Annotated in this window: 15 protein-coding genes and 1 other RNA gene; 4 read left to right on the top strand and 12 right to left on the bottom strand. The window is 47.2% G+C overall.

The window, feature by feature from the left end:
- Positions 1-24: 24 nt before the first annotated feature.
- Positions 25-600: a GNAT family N-acetyltransferase gene (locus A1sIIA65_RS01035; protein ID WP_095675760.1), complete on the bottom strand. Its 576-nt coding sequence runs from the start codon at positions 598-600 to the stop codon at positions 25-27.
- Positions 601-606: 6 nt separating this feature from the next.
- Positions 607-1,530 carry an oxygen-dependent tRNA uridine(34) hydroxylase TrhO gene (trhO, locus tag A1sIIA65_RS01030; RefSeq protein WP_095675759.1) on the bottom strand — a complete coding sequence of 308 codons (924 nt, stop codon included), beginning with the start codon at positions 1,528-1,530 and terminating at the stop codon, positions 607-609.
- Positions 1,531-1,664: 134 nt separating this feature from the next.
- Here trhO and A1sIIA65_RS01025 point away from each other — a divergent pair, with 134 nt between their 5' ends.
- The gene (locus A1sIIA65_RS01025; RefSeq protein WP_095675758.1) at positions 1,665-2,708 is read left to right on the top strand and encodes a pirin family protein; all 1,044 of its coding nucleotides are present in this window, start codon (positions 1,665-1,667) and stop codon (positions 2,706-2,708) included.
- Positions 2,709-2,716: 8 nt separating this feature from the next.
- Positions 2,717-3,097, top strand: a complete 381-nt coding sequence (locus A1sIIA65_RS01020) for a VOC family protein (protein ID WP_095675757.1) — start codon at positions 2,717-2,719, stop codon at positions 3,095-3,097.
- Here A1sIIA65_RS01020 and A1sIIA65_RS01015 read toward each other — a convergent pair.
- The 4 genes from A1sIIA65_RS01015 to argF all read right to left on the bottom strand — a co-directional run bounded on the left by A1sIIA65_RS01015 (position 3,094) and on the right by argF (position 6,976).
- Positions 3,094-4,503 carry an NAD(P)(+) transhydrogenase (Re/Si-specific) subunit beta gene (locus A1sIIA65_RS01015; protein ID WP_095675756.1) on the bottom strand — a complete coding sequence of 470 codons (1,410 nt, stop codon included), beginning with the start codon at positions 4,501-4,503 and terminating at the stop codon, positions 3,094-3,096. The two genes, A1sIIA65_RS01020 and A1sIIA65_RS01015, sit on opposite strands and share 4 nt — an antisense overlap.
- The gene (locus tag A1sIIA65_RS01010; RefSeq protein ID WP_095675755.1) at positions 4,500-4,802 is read right to left on the bottom strand and encodes an NAD(P) transhydrogenase subunit alpha part 2; all 303 of its coding nucleotides are present in this window, start codon (positions 4,800-4,802) and stop codon (positions 4,500-4,502) included. Before A1sIIA65_RS01010 ends, A1sIIA65_RS01015 begins: the two co-directional genes overlap by 4 nt.
- Positions 4,802-5,947 carry a Re/Si-specific NAD(P)(+) transhydrogenase subunit alpha gene (locus A1sIIA65_RS01005; protein ID WP_095675754.1) on the bottom strand — a complete coding sequence of 382 codons (1,146 nt, stop codon included), beginning with the start codon at positions 5,945-5,947 and terminating at the stop codon, positions 4,802-4,804. Before A1sIIA65_RS01005 ends, A1sIIA65_RS01010 begins: the two co-directional genes overlap by 1 nt.
- Positions 5,948-6,037: 90 nt before the next feature.
- The gene (gene argF / locus A1sIIA65_RS01000; protein ID WP_095675753.1) at positions 6,038-6,976 is read right to left on the bottom strand and encodes an ornithine carbamoyltransferase; all 939 of its coding nucleotides are present in this window, start codon (positions 6,974-6,976) and stop codon (positions 6,038-6,040) included.
- A 62-nt stretch (positions 6,977-7,038) separates the two neighbouring features.
- Here argF and A1sIIA65_RS00995 point away from each other — a divergent pair, with 62 nt between their 5' ends.
- Entirely contained in the window at positions 7,039-7,320 is a 282-nt protein-coding gene (locus A1sIIA65_RS00995; RefSeq protein ID WP_095675752.1) for a DUF3039 domain-containing protein, read from the top strand.
- Positions 7,321-7,337: 17 nt separating this feature from the next.
- Here the strand turns inward: A1sIIA65_RS00995 and ssrA are convergent.
- The 5 genes from ssrA to prfB all read right to left on the bottom strand — a co-directional run bounded on the left by ssrA (position 7,338) and on the right by prfB (position 11,285).
- Positions 7,338-7,708, bottom strand: a transfer-messenger RNA (tmRNA) gene (gene ssrA, locus A1sIIA65_RS00990).
- 211 nt (positions 7,709-7,919) lie between these two features.
- Positions 7,920-8,402, bottom strand: coding sequence for an SsrA-binding protein SmpB (smpB, locus tag A1sIIA65_RS00985; protein WP_095675751.1), 483 nt, complete (start codon positions 8,400-8,402; stop codon positions 7,920-7,922).
- Positions 8,403-8,440: 38 nt separating this feature from the next.
- Positions 8,441-9,343 carry a permease-like cell division protein FtsX gene (gene ftsX, locus A1sIIA65_RS00980; RefSeq protein ID WP_095675750.1) on the bottom strand — a complete coding sequence of 301 codons (903 nt, stop codon included), beginning with the start codon at positions 9,341-9,343 and terminating at the stop codon, positions 8,441-8,443.
- 11 nt (positions 9,344-9,354) lie between these two features.
- Positions 9,355-10,044, bottom strand: a complete 690-nt coding sequence (gene ftsE / locus A1sIIA65_RS00975; protein ID WP_095675749.1) for a cell division ATP-binding protein FtsE — start codon at positions 10,042-10,044, stop codon at positions 9,355-9,357.
- A 137-nt stretch (positions 10,045-10,181) separates the two neighbouring features.
- Positions 10,182-11,285 (bottom strand): peptide chain release factor 2, encoded by a 1,104-nt coding sequence (gene prfB, locus A1sIIA65_RS00970; protein WP_095675748.1) that lies wholly within the window; start codon positions 11,283-11,285, stop codon positions 10,182-10,184.
- Positions 11,286-11,343: 58 nt separating this feature from the next.
- On the opposite strand from prfB, the gene A1sIIA65_RS00965 reads away from it, so the two are divergent.
- Positions 11,344-11,691: a hypothetical protein gene (locus A1sIIA65_RS00965; RefSeq protein WP_095676811.1), complete on the top strand. Its 348-nt coding sequence runs from the start codon at positions 11,344-11,346 to the stop codon at positions 11,689-11,691.
- Positions 11,692-11,819: 128 nt separating this feature from the next.
- Here A1sIIA65_RS00965 and A1sIIA65_RS00960 read toward each other — a convergent pair whose 3' ends face one another.
- Positions 11,820-12,575, bottom strand: coding sequence for an SDR family NAD(P)-dependent oxidoreductase (locus tag A1sIIA65_RS00960; protein ID WP_095675747.1), 756 nt, complete (start codon positions 12,573-12,575; stop codon positions 11,820-11,822).
- Between the last annotated feature and the right edge of the window lie 167 nt (positions 12,576-12,742).

Here is a 12,742-nt window from a genome sequence, read left to right as displayed (position 1 = left end):
TCAAATATTGCTAGATGGCCACCACTAGTTATCTAGCGGTTTCCAGGTGAGATCAGTCGTTGCAAAGAGTGCCATATCAATCTGCCGTCCATCATCACGTGTGACCTTGTTGCGCAATATTCCTTCCTTTTGATACCCCGCACTTGTGAGAAGTTTCTGTGAAGCCGTGTTGTCGACATCTGCAAGGCCATCAATGCGTCGAAATCCAAGAGTCTTGAAACCGTAATCAGTAATCATCTTTGCCGCGATTGTGCCGATACCTTTGCCGCGCATCGACTTCTCTAGCCAGTAACCAATTTCAGCAGTGTGATTCTTGATGTTAATGGTGTGTAGAGAGATGACTCCAGCAAATTTCACATCATCGCCGTTGCCATAATCAATGACAAAGCGAAATTCTCGACGTTCGGCAAAGCTAAATGGGTCAGATCGCACAAAATCAATTGCATGGTCGATTGTGTACGCTGCAGGAACCGTGGTGAATGCAGGGATGAGCGGATCTTGGCAGGCGTTAAATACTGAGTCGATATCTTTTTCTTCACTTGGGCGAAGTGTCACAAGTCCATATTGCAGAGTAGGAATCTCTGTCGGCCACCAAATCATGTGAGGTTAGCCAACGAGTTCGGAATCATGCGCGCGTGATTGGTCATGCGTGCAGCTCAAGTTTGAAGATAGCAATGCACATGAATCACAGAGAAGGATTAGTTGGTGACATGAAGCGGTATTGCAATTACGGAAATCCCTCGTTGGTGCACTGCACTTATCGCATTCACCGATGACCTTTGCCTTATCGCTGAAATCCATCGCCATGCGATCATCAAAGATATAGAGGGAACCTTCCCAATTTGCTTCATCGCCAAAGCGTTCTCCATATTTCACAATGCCACCATCGATTTGATAGACCTCGTTAAATCCACGCTTTTTCATGACAGCAGATAAAATCTCACAGCGGATACCGCCAGTGCAGTATGTAACGACGGGTTTATCTTTAATGTGGTCGTACTTGCCACTCTCAATTTCACGGATGAAATCACGCGATGAATCAACGTCAGGAACAATTGCGTTCTTAAACTTCCCGATTTTCGCCTCGTAAGCATTGCGGCCATCAAAGAAGACAACTTCATCTCCGCGCTCTTTCACGAGCTCTTCAACCTGTTCTGGTCGAAGATGCACACCGCCACCAATAACCCCATTTTCATCGACTTCAATTTCACCTGGACTTCCAAAAGCAACAAGTTCGTCCTTGACGACAACACGAAGTCGAGGGAATTCATTACCCGTTCCATCTGACCATTTAAATGTAATCTTCTTAAAGCCTGCATAGCGGCGTGTTTCGCGCACATACCTCTTCACATCGGCCATCTCCCCGCCCACAGTTCCGTTTATCCCGTGTTTGGAAATCAGGATGCGTCCCTTGAGATTCAGGGATTGGCAGAGATTTTGCTGCCAGAGCAGCACAGCGTCAGGATCGGTGATTGGGGTAAAGATGTAGTACAGAATCACCTTATTTAACTTGGGCGCGTGCTTGTTCACGCCTTCATTCTACTCAGCCTTTCCGCTACGTAGAATTCCCCAATCAATCAAGCGCGCTCACTAGAGATTTCCCTACAAGTTGCGACTAGTTGAAAGTTCAACTAGATTTCAGCTAAGTGAAAAAGGAGTCATAAGTGCCAGCAGTAACAGTCAGTGACATCACCATCCTTGCGCGCATTAGCGATGCAACAACGCTACGCGCGCGACGCGTAAAGAGCATCACAACTGCTCCGCAAGGTTTTGAAGGTGAAGGCTTTCCAGTTCGTCGCGCATTTGCTGGTGTTGATTTAGCAGAACTTGATCCATTCATTCACTTAGATCAAATGGGTGAAGTGGAATACGCACCAGGTGAACCAAAGGGAACTCCTTGGCACCCACATCGCGGTTTTGAAACAGTTACATACATTATTGATGGCATCTTCGATCACAAAGATTCCAATGGTGGCGGCGGAACAATCACTGATGGTGATACTCAGTGGATGACAGCCGGTGGTGGAATTCTTCACATCGAAACTCCCCCAGAACATCTTGTGATGTCTGGTGGCTTATTTCACGGATTCCAACTATGGGTAAATCTTCCCGCAAGTAAGAAGTGGTCACCTCCTGCCTATCAGGATGTTCGCGCAAACGATGTTGCGCTACTTTCTTCCACTGATGGTGGATCACTCATCCGCATCATCGCTGGTGAACTAGATGGACATGTTGGCCCTGGCACAACACAGACACCGATTACATTGATTCACGCAACTGTTGCACCTGGTGCAGAACTTCGCCTTCCATGGCGCAAGGATTACAACGCACTTGTATACACAATGTCAGGACATGGATTTGTTGGTGACGAACAGCGTCCAGTTTCAATGGGTCAGCTCACTGTCTTCGGAGATGGAGACACAATTGTTGTACGTGCTGCAAATCAGCAAGAGTCACGTTCACCAAACCTTGAACTCTTCATTCTTGGTGGCCAACCAATCAAGGAACCTGTTGCATGGATGGGCCCATTCGTTATGAATACCAAGGTTGAAGTAATGCAAGCATTTGAAGATTTCCAAAAAGGTCTGCTCGGATCAATTCCTGCGATCTATAAAGAGGATGCGAAGAAGCCCCTCAATCGCACAGATAAGTTATCCGGCGACATCCTTGATGTGCATAACGCTCCTACTGATCTTCAAGAGGGATAATTTCCTGCATGGCTCTCAGACTTCAATGCATCACTGTGGATGCCCGTGATCCGTTAGCGCTGGCTCAATTCTGGGCTGAGGCACTTGGCTGGAAAATAGGCGAAGATATAAATGATGTTGAAGTCTGGATTGAACGCGAGCTAGGAGATCCAAAGAACACTGGCTTTCCTGACATTCTCTTCTTGAAGAATGCATCCGTGAAGAACGTCAAGAATAGATTGCACTTAGATCTGCGCCCAGATAATCAAGATACAGAGGTTGCCCGCCTCGAATCGCTCGGCGCAAAGAGAGTTGATATCGGTCAGTCAGCAGAACCAACATGTACTTGGGTAGTCATGGCAGATCCCGAAGGCAATGAGTTCTGCGTCCTGAGCGCTCGTCCGAATTAAAGAGCTTTAAGCGCAGAGACAACCTTTGTCAGTGATGCCTTTGCATCACCAAAGAGCAACATTGTCTTTGGGTCATAGAGAAGTTCATTCTCAATACCTGCAAATCCTGGACGCATAGAACGCTTTAAGAAGATGATGTTCGCTGCGTTATTTACTTCAAGAATTGGCATGCCATAGATAGGACATCCCGGAGTTGTCTGCGCTGCAGGGTTCACAACGTCGTTTGCACCAATAACGATTGCAACATCAGTCTGACCGAATGTTGGATTTACTTCATCCATCTCAGCTAATTGATCATAAGGAACATTTGCTTCAGCAAGAAGAACGTTCATATGTCCTGGCATACGTCCTGCAACTGGGTGAATTCCATAGGCCACATCAATGCCCTTAGAGATCATCAAATCAGCGAGTTCGCGGACAGTGTGTTGCGCTTGCGCAACGGCAAGACCAAAGCCAGGAACGATAACGACGCGACGAGCGTAGTTAAGAAGAATTGCAACGTCATCAGCAGAACCTGAACGTACTGGACGTTCCTCCGCTGAATCTGACACAGCTTGTGGCTTTGCAGTAAATGCACCGAAGAGAGTTCCAAAGAGAGAACGACCCATGGCCTCTGCCATCAAGCGAGTCAAGATAGTGCCTGATGCACCGACCAGTGTTCCTGCGATGATCAGAAGCGTTGATGAGAGTACATAACCACTTGCCGCAACGGTAAGACCTGTGAATGCGTTAAGAAGTGAGATAACAATCGGCACATCTGCACCACCAACTGGAAGCACAAAGAGCACACCAAAGATAAGTGAGAGCACTGCAAGCACTAGAAGTGGAGTTGTGCCCAGAGCTGCAACAACCCAGACAGATACACCAAGCACTGCAACGAGTGTTCCTGCAATGAGGAAACGTCCACCTGGGAATACAACAGGACGAGTAGTCATCAACTCTTGAAGCTTCATAAAGGTGATGATTGATCCGCTGAAAGAGACGCAACCAACGACAACAGTGAATACGGTAAAGATGACTTCTGCGGTTGTCGCCTCAGCGCCAAGGTTGAGATATTCAACGATTGCAACGAGGGCAGCTGCACCGCCACCAACTCCGTTAAAGAGTGCAACAAGTTGCGGCATCTGTGTCATTTCGACCTTACGTGCAGCAGGAACACCAATGATGAGACCTACAAGTATTGCACCAAGAATCCACCAGAAGTTATGTAGTGGAAGTGAGTGACCAACTTCTTCCCCATGTGATGGAGTGACATAGAGAAATACTGAGAGAGTTGCAACAGTTGCACCGAATGCCCCGATGAGATTTCCGCGACGTGCCGTCTTTGGGTGAGATAGACCTTTAAGGGCCAAGATAAAGGCAACGCCTGCCCCGAGGCCGATCAAGCTATAGAGAGTGCTACTCATTTTTCGCCTCCCTTATCTGCAGACTTCTTCGGCTTAAACATTTCGAGCATTCGGTCGGTCACTACAAATCCTCCGACCATATTGATGGTGGCAAGAACAATTGCAGCAAGTGAAAGCCCAAGTTCTAGATTGGTCTCACTGTGATCGGCAACAATGATTGCGCCCACAAGGATCACGCCGTGAATAGCATTAGCACCTGACATTAGAGGCGTGTGGAGAGTTGAAGAAACTTTTGATACAACTTCAAATCCCACAAATACTGCGAGAACGAAGATGGAAATGATTGCGATTGCATCCATTACTTTGCACCGCCTTTCTCGCTCGCACCTGGTGTGTGCTTTGCACCGCCATGAGTTGTTGCTGACTTATCAATGATTTCATCAGTGAAATCAATATTGAGCGAAACCGGTGCTCCATCTTTACTTGGAGTGGTCATTAACGTCAGTAGGTTGACGACGTTTCGTGAATACAGGCTAGAAGCGTGGAATGGGAGTTGGCTAGGGACATCTTTACCGCCCCAGATCTGAACTCCCTTTGCTGTAACAACAATCTCGCCAGGCTTAGAACCTTCAACGTTTCCACCTGTTTCAGCAGCAAGGTCAACGATGATTGTTCCAGCTTCCATCGCATCAACCATCTGCGCTGTCATCAATCGTGGCGCTGTGCGACCAGGAACTGCTGCAGTAGTAATGACAAGGTGTGATTTGGCGATGTAAGGAGTTAGAAGTTCGCGTTGCTTTGCAGCCCGCTCCTCAGTCATCTCGCGTGCATAGCCGCCAGCGCCTTCGAGCGCTTCAAGTTCAAGGTTGATAAATGTTGCACCCATTGATTTAACTTCATCAGCAGATGAAGGGCGAACGTCGTAAGCGCTAACGACTCCACCGAGTCTGCGAGCTGTTGCAATTGCTTGCAGCCCTGCAACTCCTGCACCGAGAACCAATACCTGTGCTGGTGTCACTGTTCCTGCAGCTGTCATCAACATGGGAAAGAATCGTGGTGAAAGTTCTGCGCCAACAAGTGCTGCGCGATATCCAGCACAGAGAGCTTGCGAAGTGAGTGCATCCATTGATTGTGCACGTGAAATACGTGGAACAAGTTCGAGTGAAAATGCAGTCACTCCCGCACTTGCTGCTGCATCGATTGAATCAGTTCCGGTGACAGGGGACAAAAAAGAGATTGTGACGGCGCCTTTCTTCAGGCTACCCATCTGTGCTGGTGTCAGTGATGTAACAGAGAGAACTACATCGGCATCGCTGATGACATTGCCACTCTTTACTGTGGCACCTGCTGCAGTGTAGAGATCATCAGTTGCCTGCGAATGAACGCCTGCTCCAGCTTCAATGACCACTTCATAGCCAAGTCGGGTCAACTTGTTGATGACATCTGGCACAAGCGCTACGCGCTTCTCACCATCTCTAATTTCTCTAGGAACGGCAATTCTCATGCGGCTAAAGGTAGTGGGTCAATGCCATGAAGGCTATGTGAATTACGTCAGTTTCTGCTGAGGGGCACTACTCAATTACTTGATTTCGAGTTAATTTCCCTTAAGTTCACCGCGAGTTAAGTGATAGAGCAGAGCTTGAATGGTTGTGCGGCGGTGATAGGCCTCTCGCCAGATGACCGACTTCGGGCCATCGATGACAGACGCCTCAACTTCTTCGCCACGATGCGCAGGAAGACAATGCATAAAGATGGAATCTTTCTCAGTAAGTTTCATGAGATTTTCTGTCACTGCATATGGTGCAAGTGCTTTCATCTTCTCAGCTCGCTCCGCTTCAGGATCACCCATCGACATCCAGACATCGGTATAGAGAACTGATGCACCCTTTGCGGCGGCTTCTGCATCTGTTGTTACTTCAATCGTTGCACCGCTCTTTGTTGCAATCGCTTTCGCCTTTGCAACTATGGCTGCATCAGGTGCCCACTTGCCATCAGGAGTTGCAGCAACAACATGGGCTCCCATGATTGCGCCCATGATCAACCATGCGTGAGTCATATTGTTTCCATCGCCAAGATAGACAAACTTGCGACCTTTGATGTCCTTGCCGAAGTTTTCTCGGATGGTGACCCAATCTGCCAACAACTGTGTTGGGTGATCATCATCGGTCAGGCCATTGATTACAGGAATTGAAGATTGCGCACCCAGTTCATCCACATCAGATTGCTTAAATGTTCGAATAATGAGTGCATCGCAGAATCCGCTAATAATTTTTGCAGTATCGGCAATAGTTTCACCGCGACCTAGTTGTAGATCATCACCACGGATAAAAATTGGAGTTCCACCTAGGTGCGCTACTGCAGTTTCAGAGGCTAGACGGGTACGTGTTGAAGGTTTGGTCATATAAATTGCGACAGTCTTATTGCTTAACGCTGTGTTGGAGCGGAGCGGCTTTGATGCGAAGTCAGCAGCTGTATCGAGCAGTAGGTCGACATCAGCACGGGAAAGGTGCTCAGTGCGCAATAAGTCTTTCATTGGGAGATTCTACAGTGGTTTAGATTGTTCACGTCGACAGGTTTTCCGTAGATAATAAGCACATGCCTCTCTTTGGACGCGGTACTCCGACTCTGGATTCTGATAAAGACACACTCACGCGCCCTGTTGAGCAAGAAGATGATGGCGGTCATGATCGATTCGCTCATTACATCAAGAAAGAAAAGATTATTGAATCTGCAGTAAGTGGAAAATCTGTTCGCGCACTCTGCGGAAAGAAATGGGTTCCTTCTCGCGATCCTCAGAAATATCCTGTCTGCCCAATCTGTAAAGAAATATTCGAGGGGTTAAAACCAGGTTCTGATGATGGAGACAGCAAGGAATAACACTTCCTTTTAAATATTGGTGGAGGTGCCGGGAATCGAACCCGGGTCCTTCAGAATTAAAACAGGGCTTCTACGGGCGTAGTGCGTTTAACGTTTTCTCAGTCCTGAATCTCTTACACACAAGTATTCAACGAACTCATTTGCGAAACTGTTCTCTCGAGATATTCGCAACGCTATCTCGATGAAGAGCTCTCTAGCGACGCCAGGTTCCGGGACGAGAGCGCGCCCGGGCTGACGGATTCGGTACTAGCTTATGCAGCTAGAGCGAAATCACTGCGACTGTTGTCTGCAGTTATTTTTGCACAGGTTTCATGGTTTACGAGATCATCCCGGCTTCCTCGGCCCGCTTCCCCTGCCCCAACAACTAAAGTCGAGACCGTTCACCCCCAAGTTAAATTGGGGAATTACGTGGAAAACGTAATTCACACTATTTAGTTTTACTTATATTTTTAGACAACTCACCCAATGAAAATTGAAGTGGATTTGTTTCTTAGAAGGTATGGAGCGGCATTCTTGTCTACCAACTCGATCTATCTAAGCTATGTGCCAAGTATAGAGAACACCACGGCAAGTGAGAAATCCACTCAGAATTACGCTCGTTAAAAACTATCTTTTCCTGATTGGCGGCGGGAAAGCTCACGATTTACTTCACGGGTCGCTTGCTGCTCCATCAAGGTGCTGCGCTTATCGTGCGCCTTCTTTCCCTTAGCAACAGCTACTTCAATCTTTGCTTTTCCATCCTTAAAGTAGAGCTGCAAAGGCACAAGAGTAATTCCAGAATCCTTCACGCGTGCGGCGATCTTTCTAAGTTCAAGTTTATGAACTAATAACTTTCGTTTACGACGAGGTGTGTGATTAGTCCATGTTCCTTCCGTGTATTCAGGAATATGAACGCCATGTAGCCAGAGTTCACCATTTTCAATCATGGCAAAGCCATCGATCAGAGATGCACGACCTGCACGTAGTGATTTCACTTCAGTGCCCATGAGGACAATGCCGCATTCATAGACATCATCGATGGAAAAATCGTGACGAGCCTTCTTATTCTGAGCGATGAGCTTCTTGCCTACCTCTTTGACCATGAGCTCACCTCCCAGTAAGTGTTGATTCGTTGAGGTAATTAAACCTTTAAGTAACGGCGAAGTGTAACCAGCGATGCGATTGTTGAAACAACAAGGCCTGTCAGTAATAACCAGGCAGATGCTGCTGCAACTTCGCCCCACCCAAAGAACTTAGTAAAGGTAAGCAGGGGGGCCACTTTTTCCTGCACAACGTATTTCAGTGCACTGAGGAGTCCGGTTGCCAAAATCCATCCAACAAATGCAGAGAAAATTCCTTCGAGGAGGAATGGGAGCTGGATTGACCAAGAGGATGCACCAACAAGTTTCATCACGCCTGTTTCGCGTCGTCGGTTAAATGCAGCAATACGAAGTGTGTTGCTAATGAGCAACGCTGCAGTGAGAACTGAAAGAAGGCCAACAATCAGTGCGCCATTGCGAAGTACTGCAAGCAATTTAAAGAACTTCTCAAGAATTGTGCGTTGATCTTGAACGATGTCGACGCCAGGACGACCACTAAATGCGCTAACAACAACATCAAATTGTGTTGGGTCCTTGAGTTTGACGCGGAATGATTCTGGAAGCTGATCTGCAGTCACATTCTGTGCGATTGCAGAATTCTTAAATCGCTCTTGGAAACGCTTAAAGGCTTCAGACTGAGATTCATAGAAGACGCTCTGGACTACTGGAAGTGCTTCGAGATCTGCCTTAATTGATGAGCGTTGATCTGGTGAAACTACTCCTGCACCGCAAGAAGGGGACTCAGAGAGTGATCCGCAGAGAAATACTGAAACTTCGATCTTGTCATACCAATAATCCTTCATTGCGCTCACCTGTGAGTTAGAGAGCAATCCAATTCCAAGGAGGGATAGCGAGATTGCCACGGTGACGACAACTGCAAAAGTCATTGTGAGGTTTCTACGAAGTCCAATACGGACTTCGCTCATTAAGAATCCTGCGCGCATGTATCTGCCCCTTATCCCGTGTATCCATAGACGCCGCGAACTTGATCGCGAATAACGTGGCCGCCATCGAGTTCGATAACGCGCTTGCGCATCTGATCCACAATGCCTGAATCGTGAGTTGCCATAAGAACTGTTGTGCCCTCGCGATTAATGCGATCCAGTAACTTCATAATGCCCACTGAAAGTGCGGGGTCTAAGTTTCCAGTTGGTTCGTCAGCAATGATGATTGATGGGCGAGTCACATATGCACGAGCAATTGCTACGCGCTGCTGTTCTCCACCTGAAATCTCTGAAGGTAAGCGGTCACCTTTATCTTCGAGTCCAACGAGTTCAAGCATTTCAGGAACTTCACGATTGATTTCCTTCTGTGAATATCCTAGAACGTGGAGTGAGAATGCAATGTTTTCTGAAATTGTTTTATTTGGAAGCAATCGGAAATCTTGGAAGACAGTTCCTACTTGGCGGCGAAGTTCGGGAACTTTATGATTTGCCAGAGTTCCAAGATCTTTTCCAGCGACATGAATGATTCCTGATGTTGGACGCTCTTCGCGCAAGATCAATCGCAGGAACGTTGATTTACCAGAACCTGACATTCCCACAAGGAAGACAAACTCGCCTTTGAGAATTTCAATATTCACGCTCTCAAGGGCAGGACGATCTTGCCCCGAATAAATCTTCGATACATTTTCAAACTTAATCACACGCTGCTCCTTTGAGACCTGCCCCTAGTTTATGGAGCGAAGCTGCTATTTCTGGGTTAATTCGAGCTTTTTATGAGAATTCACAGAGGAAAGAAGAATCACAGCAGGCGTAAAACTGGTGATATTTAAGGTGAGAATTAATGTGATGCGCTTCGGCGCCAGCGAATTCCAGCTTCGATGAAATCATCAATTTCGCCGTTTAATACAGCCGATGTATTGCCTGTCTCATGATTATTTCGGAGATCTTTCACCATTTGATACGGGGCTAATACATAGGAGCGCATCTGATTTCCCCAAGATCCAGAGTTATCGCCTTTGAGCGCATTGATTTTTGCCTGCTCTTCCTGCCGGCGGCGCTCTAACAATTTTGATTGCAATACTGCCATTGCCGTTGCCTTATTTTGAATCTGTGAACGTTCGTTCTGGCATGAGACAACAATTCCGGTTGGAATGTGAGTCAAGCGCACGGCCGAGTCCGTTGTGTTAACTCCTTGCCCTCCAGGACCTGAAGAGCGATAGACATCGACACGAATTTCTTTTTCATCTAATTCTATGTGATCACTTTGTTCAACAACTGGGACTACTTCAACTCCCGCAAAGGAGGTGTGGCGACGAGATTGTGAGTCAAATGGAGAAATGCGCACCAAGCGATGTGTTCCTTGCTCGACAGATAAAGTTCCATATGCATAAGGTGCCGTAATCCGGAATGTTGTTGATTTTATTCCAGCCTCTTCAGCGTAGGAAGTTTCAAGTACATCAACTTTGTATTCGTGACGTTCACAGTATCGCAAATACATACGCATCAGCATTTCAGCCCAATCCGCTGCTTCAACGCCACCGGCTTCGGAGCGAATCGTGATTAGAGCATCACGATCATCGTATTCACCATTGAGGAGTGTCGTTACTTCAAGTTCACTAATTGCTTTGATTGTTGCATCGAGCTCACTCTCTGCATCATGAAGTGCCGAACCGCCAGGTTCGCCTGCTGCCAACTCAAAGAGGACGGGTAGATCATCTACGCGGCGGCGCAATCCTTTGAGACGGGCAATCGTTGATTGAACTCGAGATAACTTACTTGTGACCGCCTGAGCCTTTTCGGGGTCATCCCATAAATTAGGAACGCCTGCTGCAGCCTCAAGTTCAACAGCTTCTGCTTCGAGCTTTGGAAGATCTAATACCTTTTCAATAGAGGTAAGGGTCGCGCCAATCTCGTTTATCTCAAGGTTGTATTCGCGAGCCATAGATAAAGGATAGCGACTACTTTTACATGAAATTTATGTGACTGATAAAGTGATAGGCATGAGAGCAAAAATCGCAATACTTCTATATATCGAAGCCGCCATCGTGCTGGCCCTTGGTTTGTGGCTAATTTTCTTTAGCTTCACCCATGAAAATGAAGAAGTTGCTCCTTTATTGGGGGAAATTTCATTCGCTTCACTCGGGGCTTTTGGGCTATTTATTGCAGGTCGCGGATATGCGAAAGGTAGAAATTATGGAAGATCTCCTGCGATTTTGGCCAATTTGATTGCACTTGGCGTTGCCTACTATCAAATACAAGGGGCCTTCTATATCGGTGCACTAGTGATTCTGATTCTCGCACTTCCAACGCTGTATTTTGCTTTCAGTATCGCTAAAGACGAAGGCTGATGCGGATACGCATGAGGGTATGAGGCTGATGCGTATACGCATCAGGGTATGAGGCTGATGCGGATACGCATCAGGGTATGAGGATGATGCGGATACGCATCAGGAGTTGGGTTTGATGCGGATACGCATCACCACTCAACTATCTTCTGATCTTCCCAGAGAACTCCCGTTACATCTCCCGCGTTGAATGGCCTGGTTGCGAGCCAAATTGCAGTCGCTGCACCTTCTTCTGCAGAACGTGGCGCATCAGGCCCACCCATATCTGTGCGTGAATGATTAGGACAAGTTGCATCGACAAGGAATCCACGAGCACCTAATCCTGTTTCATGTGCAAGGTTTCGAACAAGTGCATTGACTCCTGCCTTACTGATTCTGTATGGAGCAAGTCCTCCCGCATTTCCTGGTCCCGACATTCGGCCGAGGCATGCAGAGAAGATAATGACGCGACCATTACGTGCATCAGCCATTGCAGGTGCGATGCCATTAACAAGTTGAAAGACCGAGTCAAGATTGATTGCCATTACTCGTCGCCATTCAGCATCATTAGTTTTCAAAGTCTTCGACATTTTTTCACTCATCACTCCATGAGCCAGAACAAGTACTGCTGGAGTTGCAAGAGATTGGTTAAGTGCATCAATCAATTCCCGAACTAGATGAGGCTGCTCGAGATCACATGCAAAAGTTGAAATCTGTGAAGTGGAAACCCCATTGTGATATCGATCTGCTTCGCGAATCAGATTTGCTGCACTTTCAAGACCTTGCTGATCTTTTGCAATCAGTGCAATATCGAAACCTTGCAAAGTCAGCGCCTTTGCGACCTCAAAGCCAAGTCCACGACTTCCGCCCGTAATGATGGCAATCGGGCGGGTGCTCTGAGATGACATGAACGAACTCTCTCAAAATTTGGGATACCTCGCCTTTCGAAGGTGAAGGTTGGGTTGTAACCCTTGAAAATGTGCGCAATCTCGCGATATCTGGCCCATTACGCCATTTAACTCATGCGCTCACAGCCGATAGTCTTAGCCTGAAAAATACTGGAATTTGCAAAGGG

Source organism: Candidatus Planktophila dulcis (assembly GCF_002288225.1).
Taxonomy (GTDB): Bacteria; Actinomycetota; Actinomycetes; order Nanopelagicales; family Nanopelagicaceae; genus Planktophila; species Planktophila dulcis.
This window is presented reverse-complemented; position numbering and strand designations above follow the sequence as displayed.

What these genes read in the sequence shown, in the direction of transcription:
- A1sIIA65_RS00965 (WP_095676811.1), top strand. Translation starts at nt 11,344, where the DNA reads ATGAGAGCAAAAATCGCAATACTTCTATATATCGAAGCCGCCATCGTG.
- A1sIIA65_RS01005 (WP_095675754.1), bottom strand. Translation starts at nt 5,947, where the DNA reads ATGAGAATTGCCGTTCCTAGAGAAATTAGAGATGGTGAGAAGCGCGTA.
- prfB (WP_095675748.1), bottom strand. Translation starts at nt 11,285, where the DNA reads ATGGCTCGCGAATACAACCTTGAGATAAACGAGATTGGCGCGACCCTT.
- A1sIIA65_RS01015 (WP_095675756.1), bottom strand. Translation starts at nt 4,503, where the DNA reads ATGAGTAGCACTCTCTATAGCTTGATCGGCCTCGGGGCAGGCGTTGCC.
- A1sIIA65_RS00995 (WP_095675752.1), top strand. Translation starts at nt 7,039, where the DNA reads ATGCCTCTCTTTGGACGCGGTACTCCGACTCTGGATTCTGATAAAGAC.
- argF (WP_095675753.1), bottom strand. Translation starts at nt 6,976, where the DNA reads ATGAAAGACTTATTGCGCACTGAGCACCTTTCCCGTGCTGATGTCGAC.
- A1sIIA65_RS01020 (WP_095675757.1), top strand. Translation starts at nt 2,717, where the DNA reads ATGGCTCTCAGACTTCAATGCATCACTGTGGATGCCCGTGATCCGTTA.
- A1sIIA65_RS00960 (WP_095675747.1), bottom strand. Translation starts at nt 12,575, where the DNA reads ATGTCATCTCAGAGCACCCGCCCGATTGCCATCATTACGGGCGGAAGT.
- ftsX (WP_095675750.1), bottom strand. Translation starts at nt 9,343, where the DNA reads ATGCGCGCAGGATTCTTAATGAGCGAAGTCCGTATTGGACTTCGTAGA.
- A1sIIA65_RS01010 (WP_095675755.1), bottom strand. Translation starts at nt 4,802, where the DNA reads ATGGATGCAATCGCAATCATTTCCATCTTCGTTCTCGCAGTATTTGTG.
- smpB (WP_095675751.1), bottom strand. Translation starts at nt 8,402, where the DNA reads ATGGTCAAAGAGGTAGGCAAGAAGCTCATCGCTCAGAATAAGAAGGCT.
- A1sIIA65_RS01035 (WP_095675760.1), bottom strand. Translation starts at nt 600, where the DNA reads ATGATTTGGTGGCCGACAGAGATTCCTACTCTGCAATATGGACTTGTG.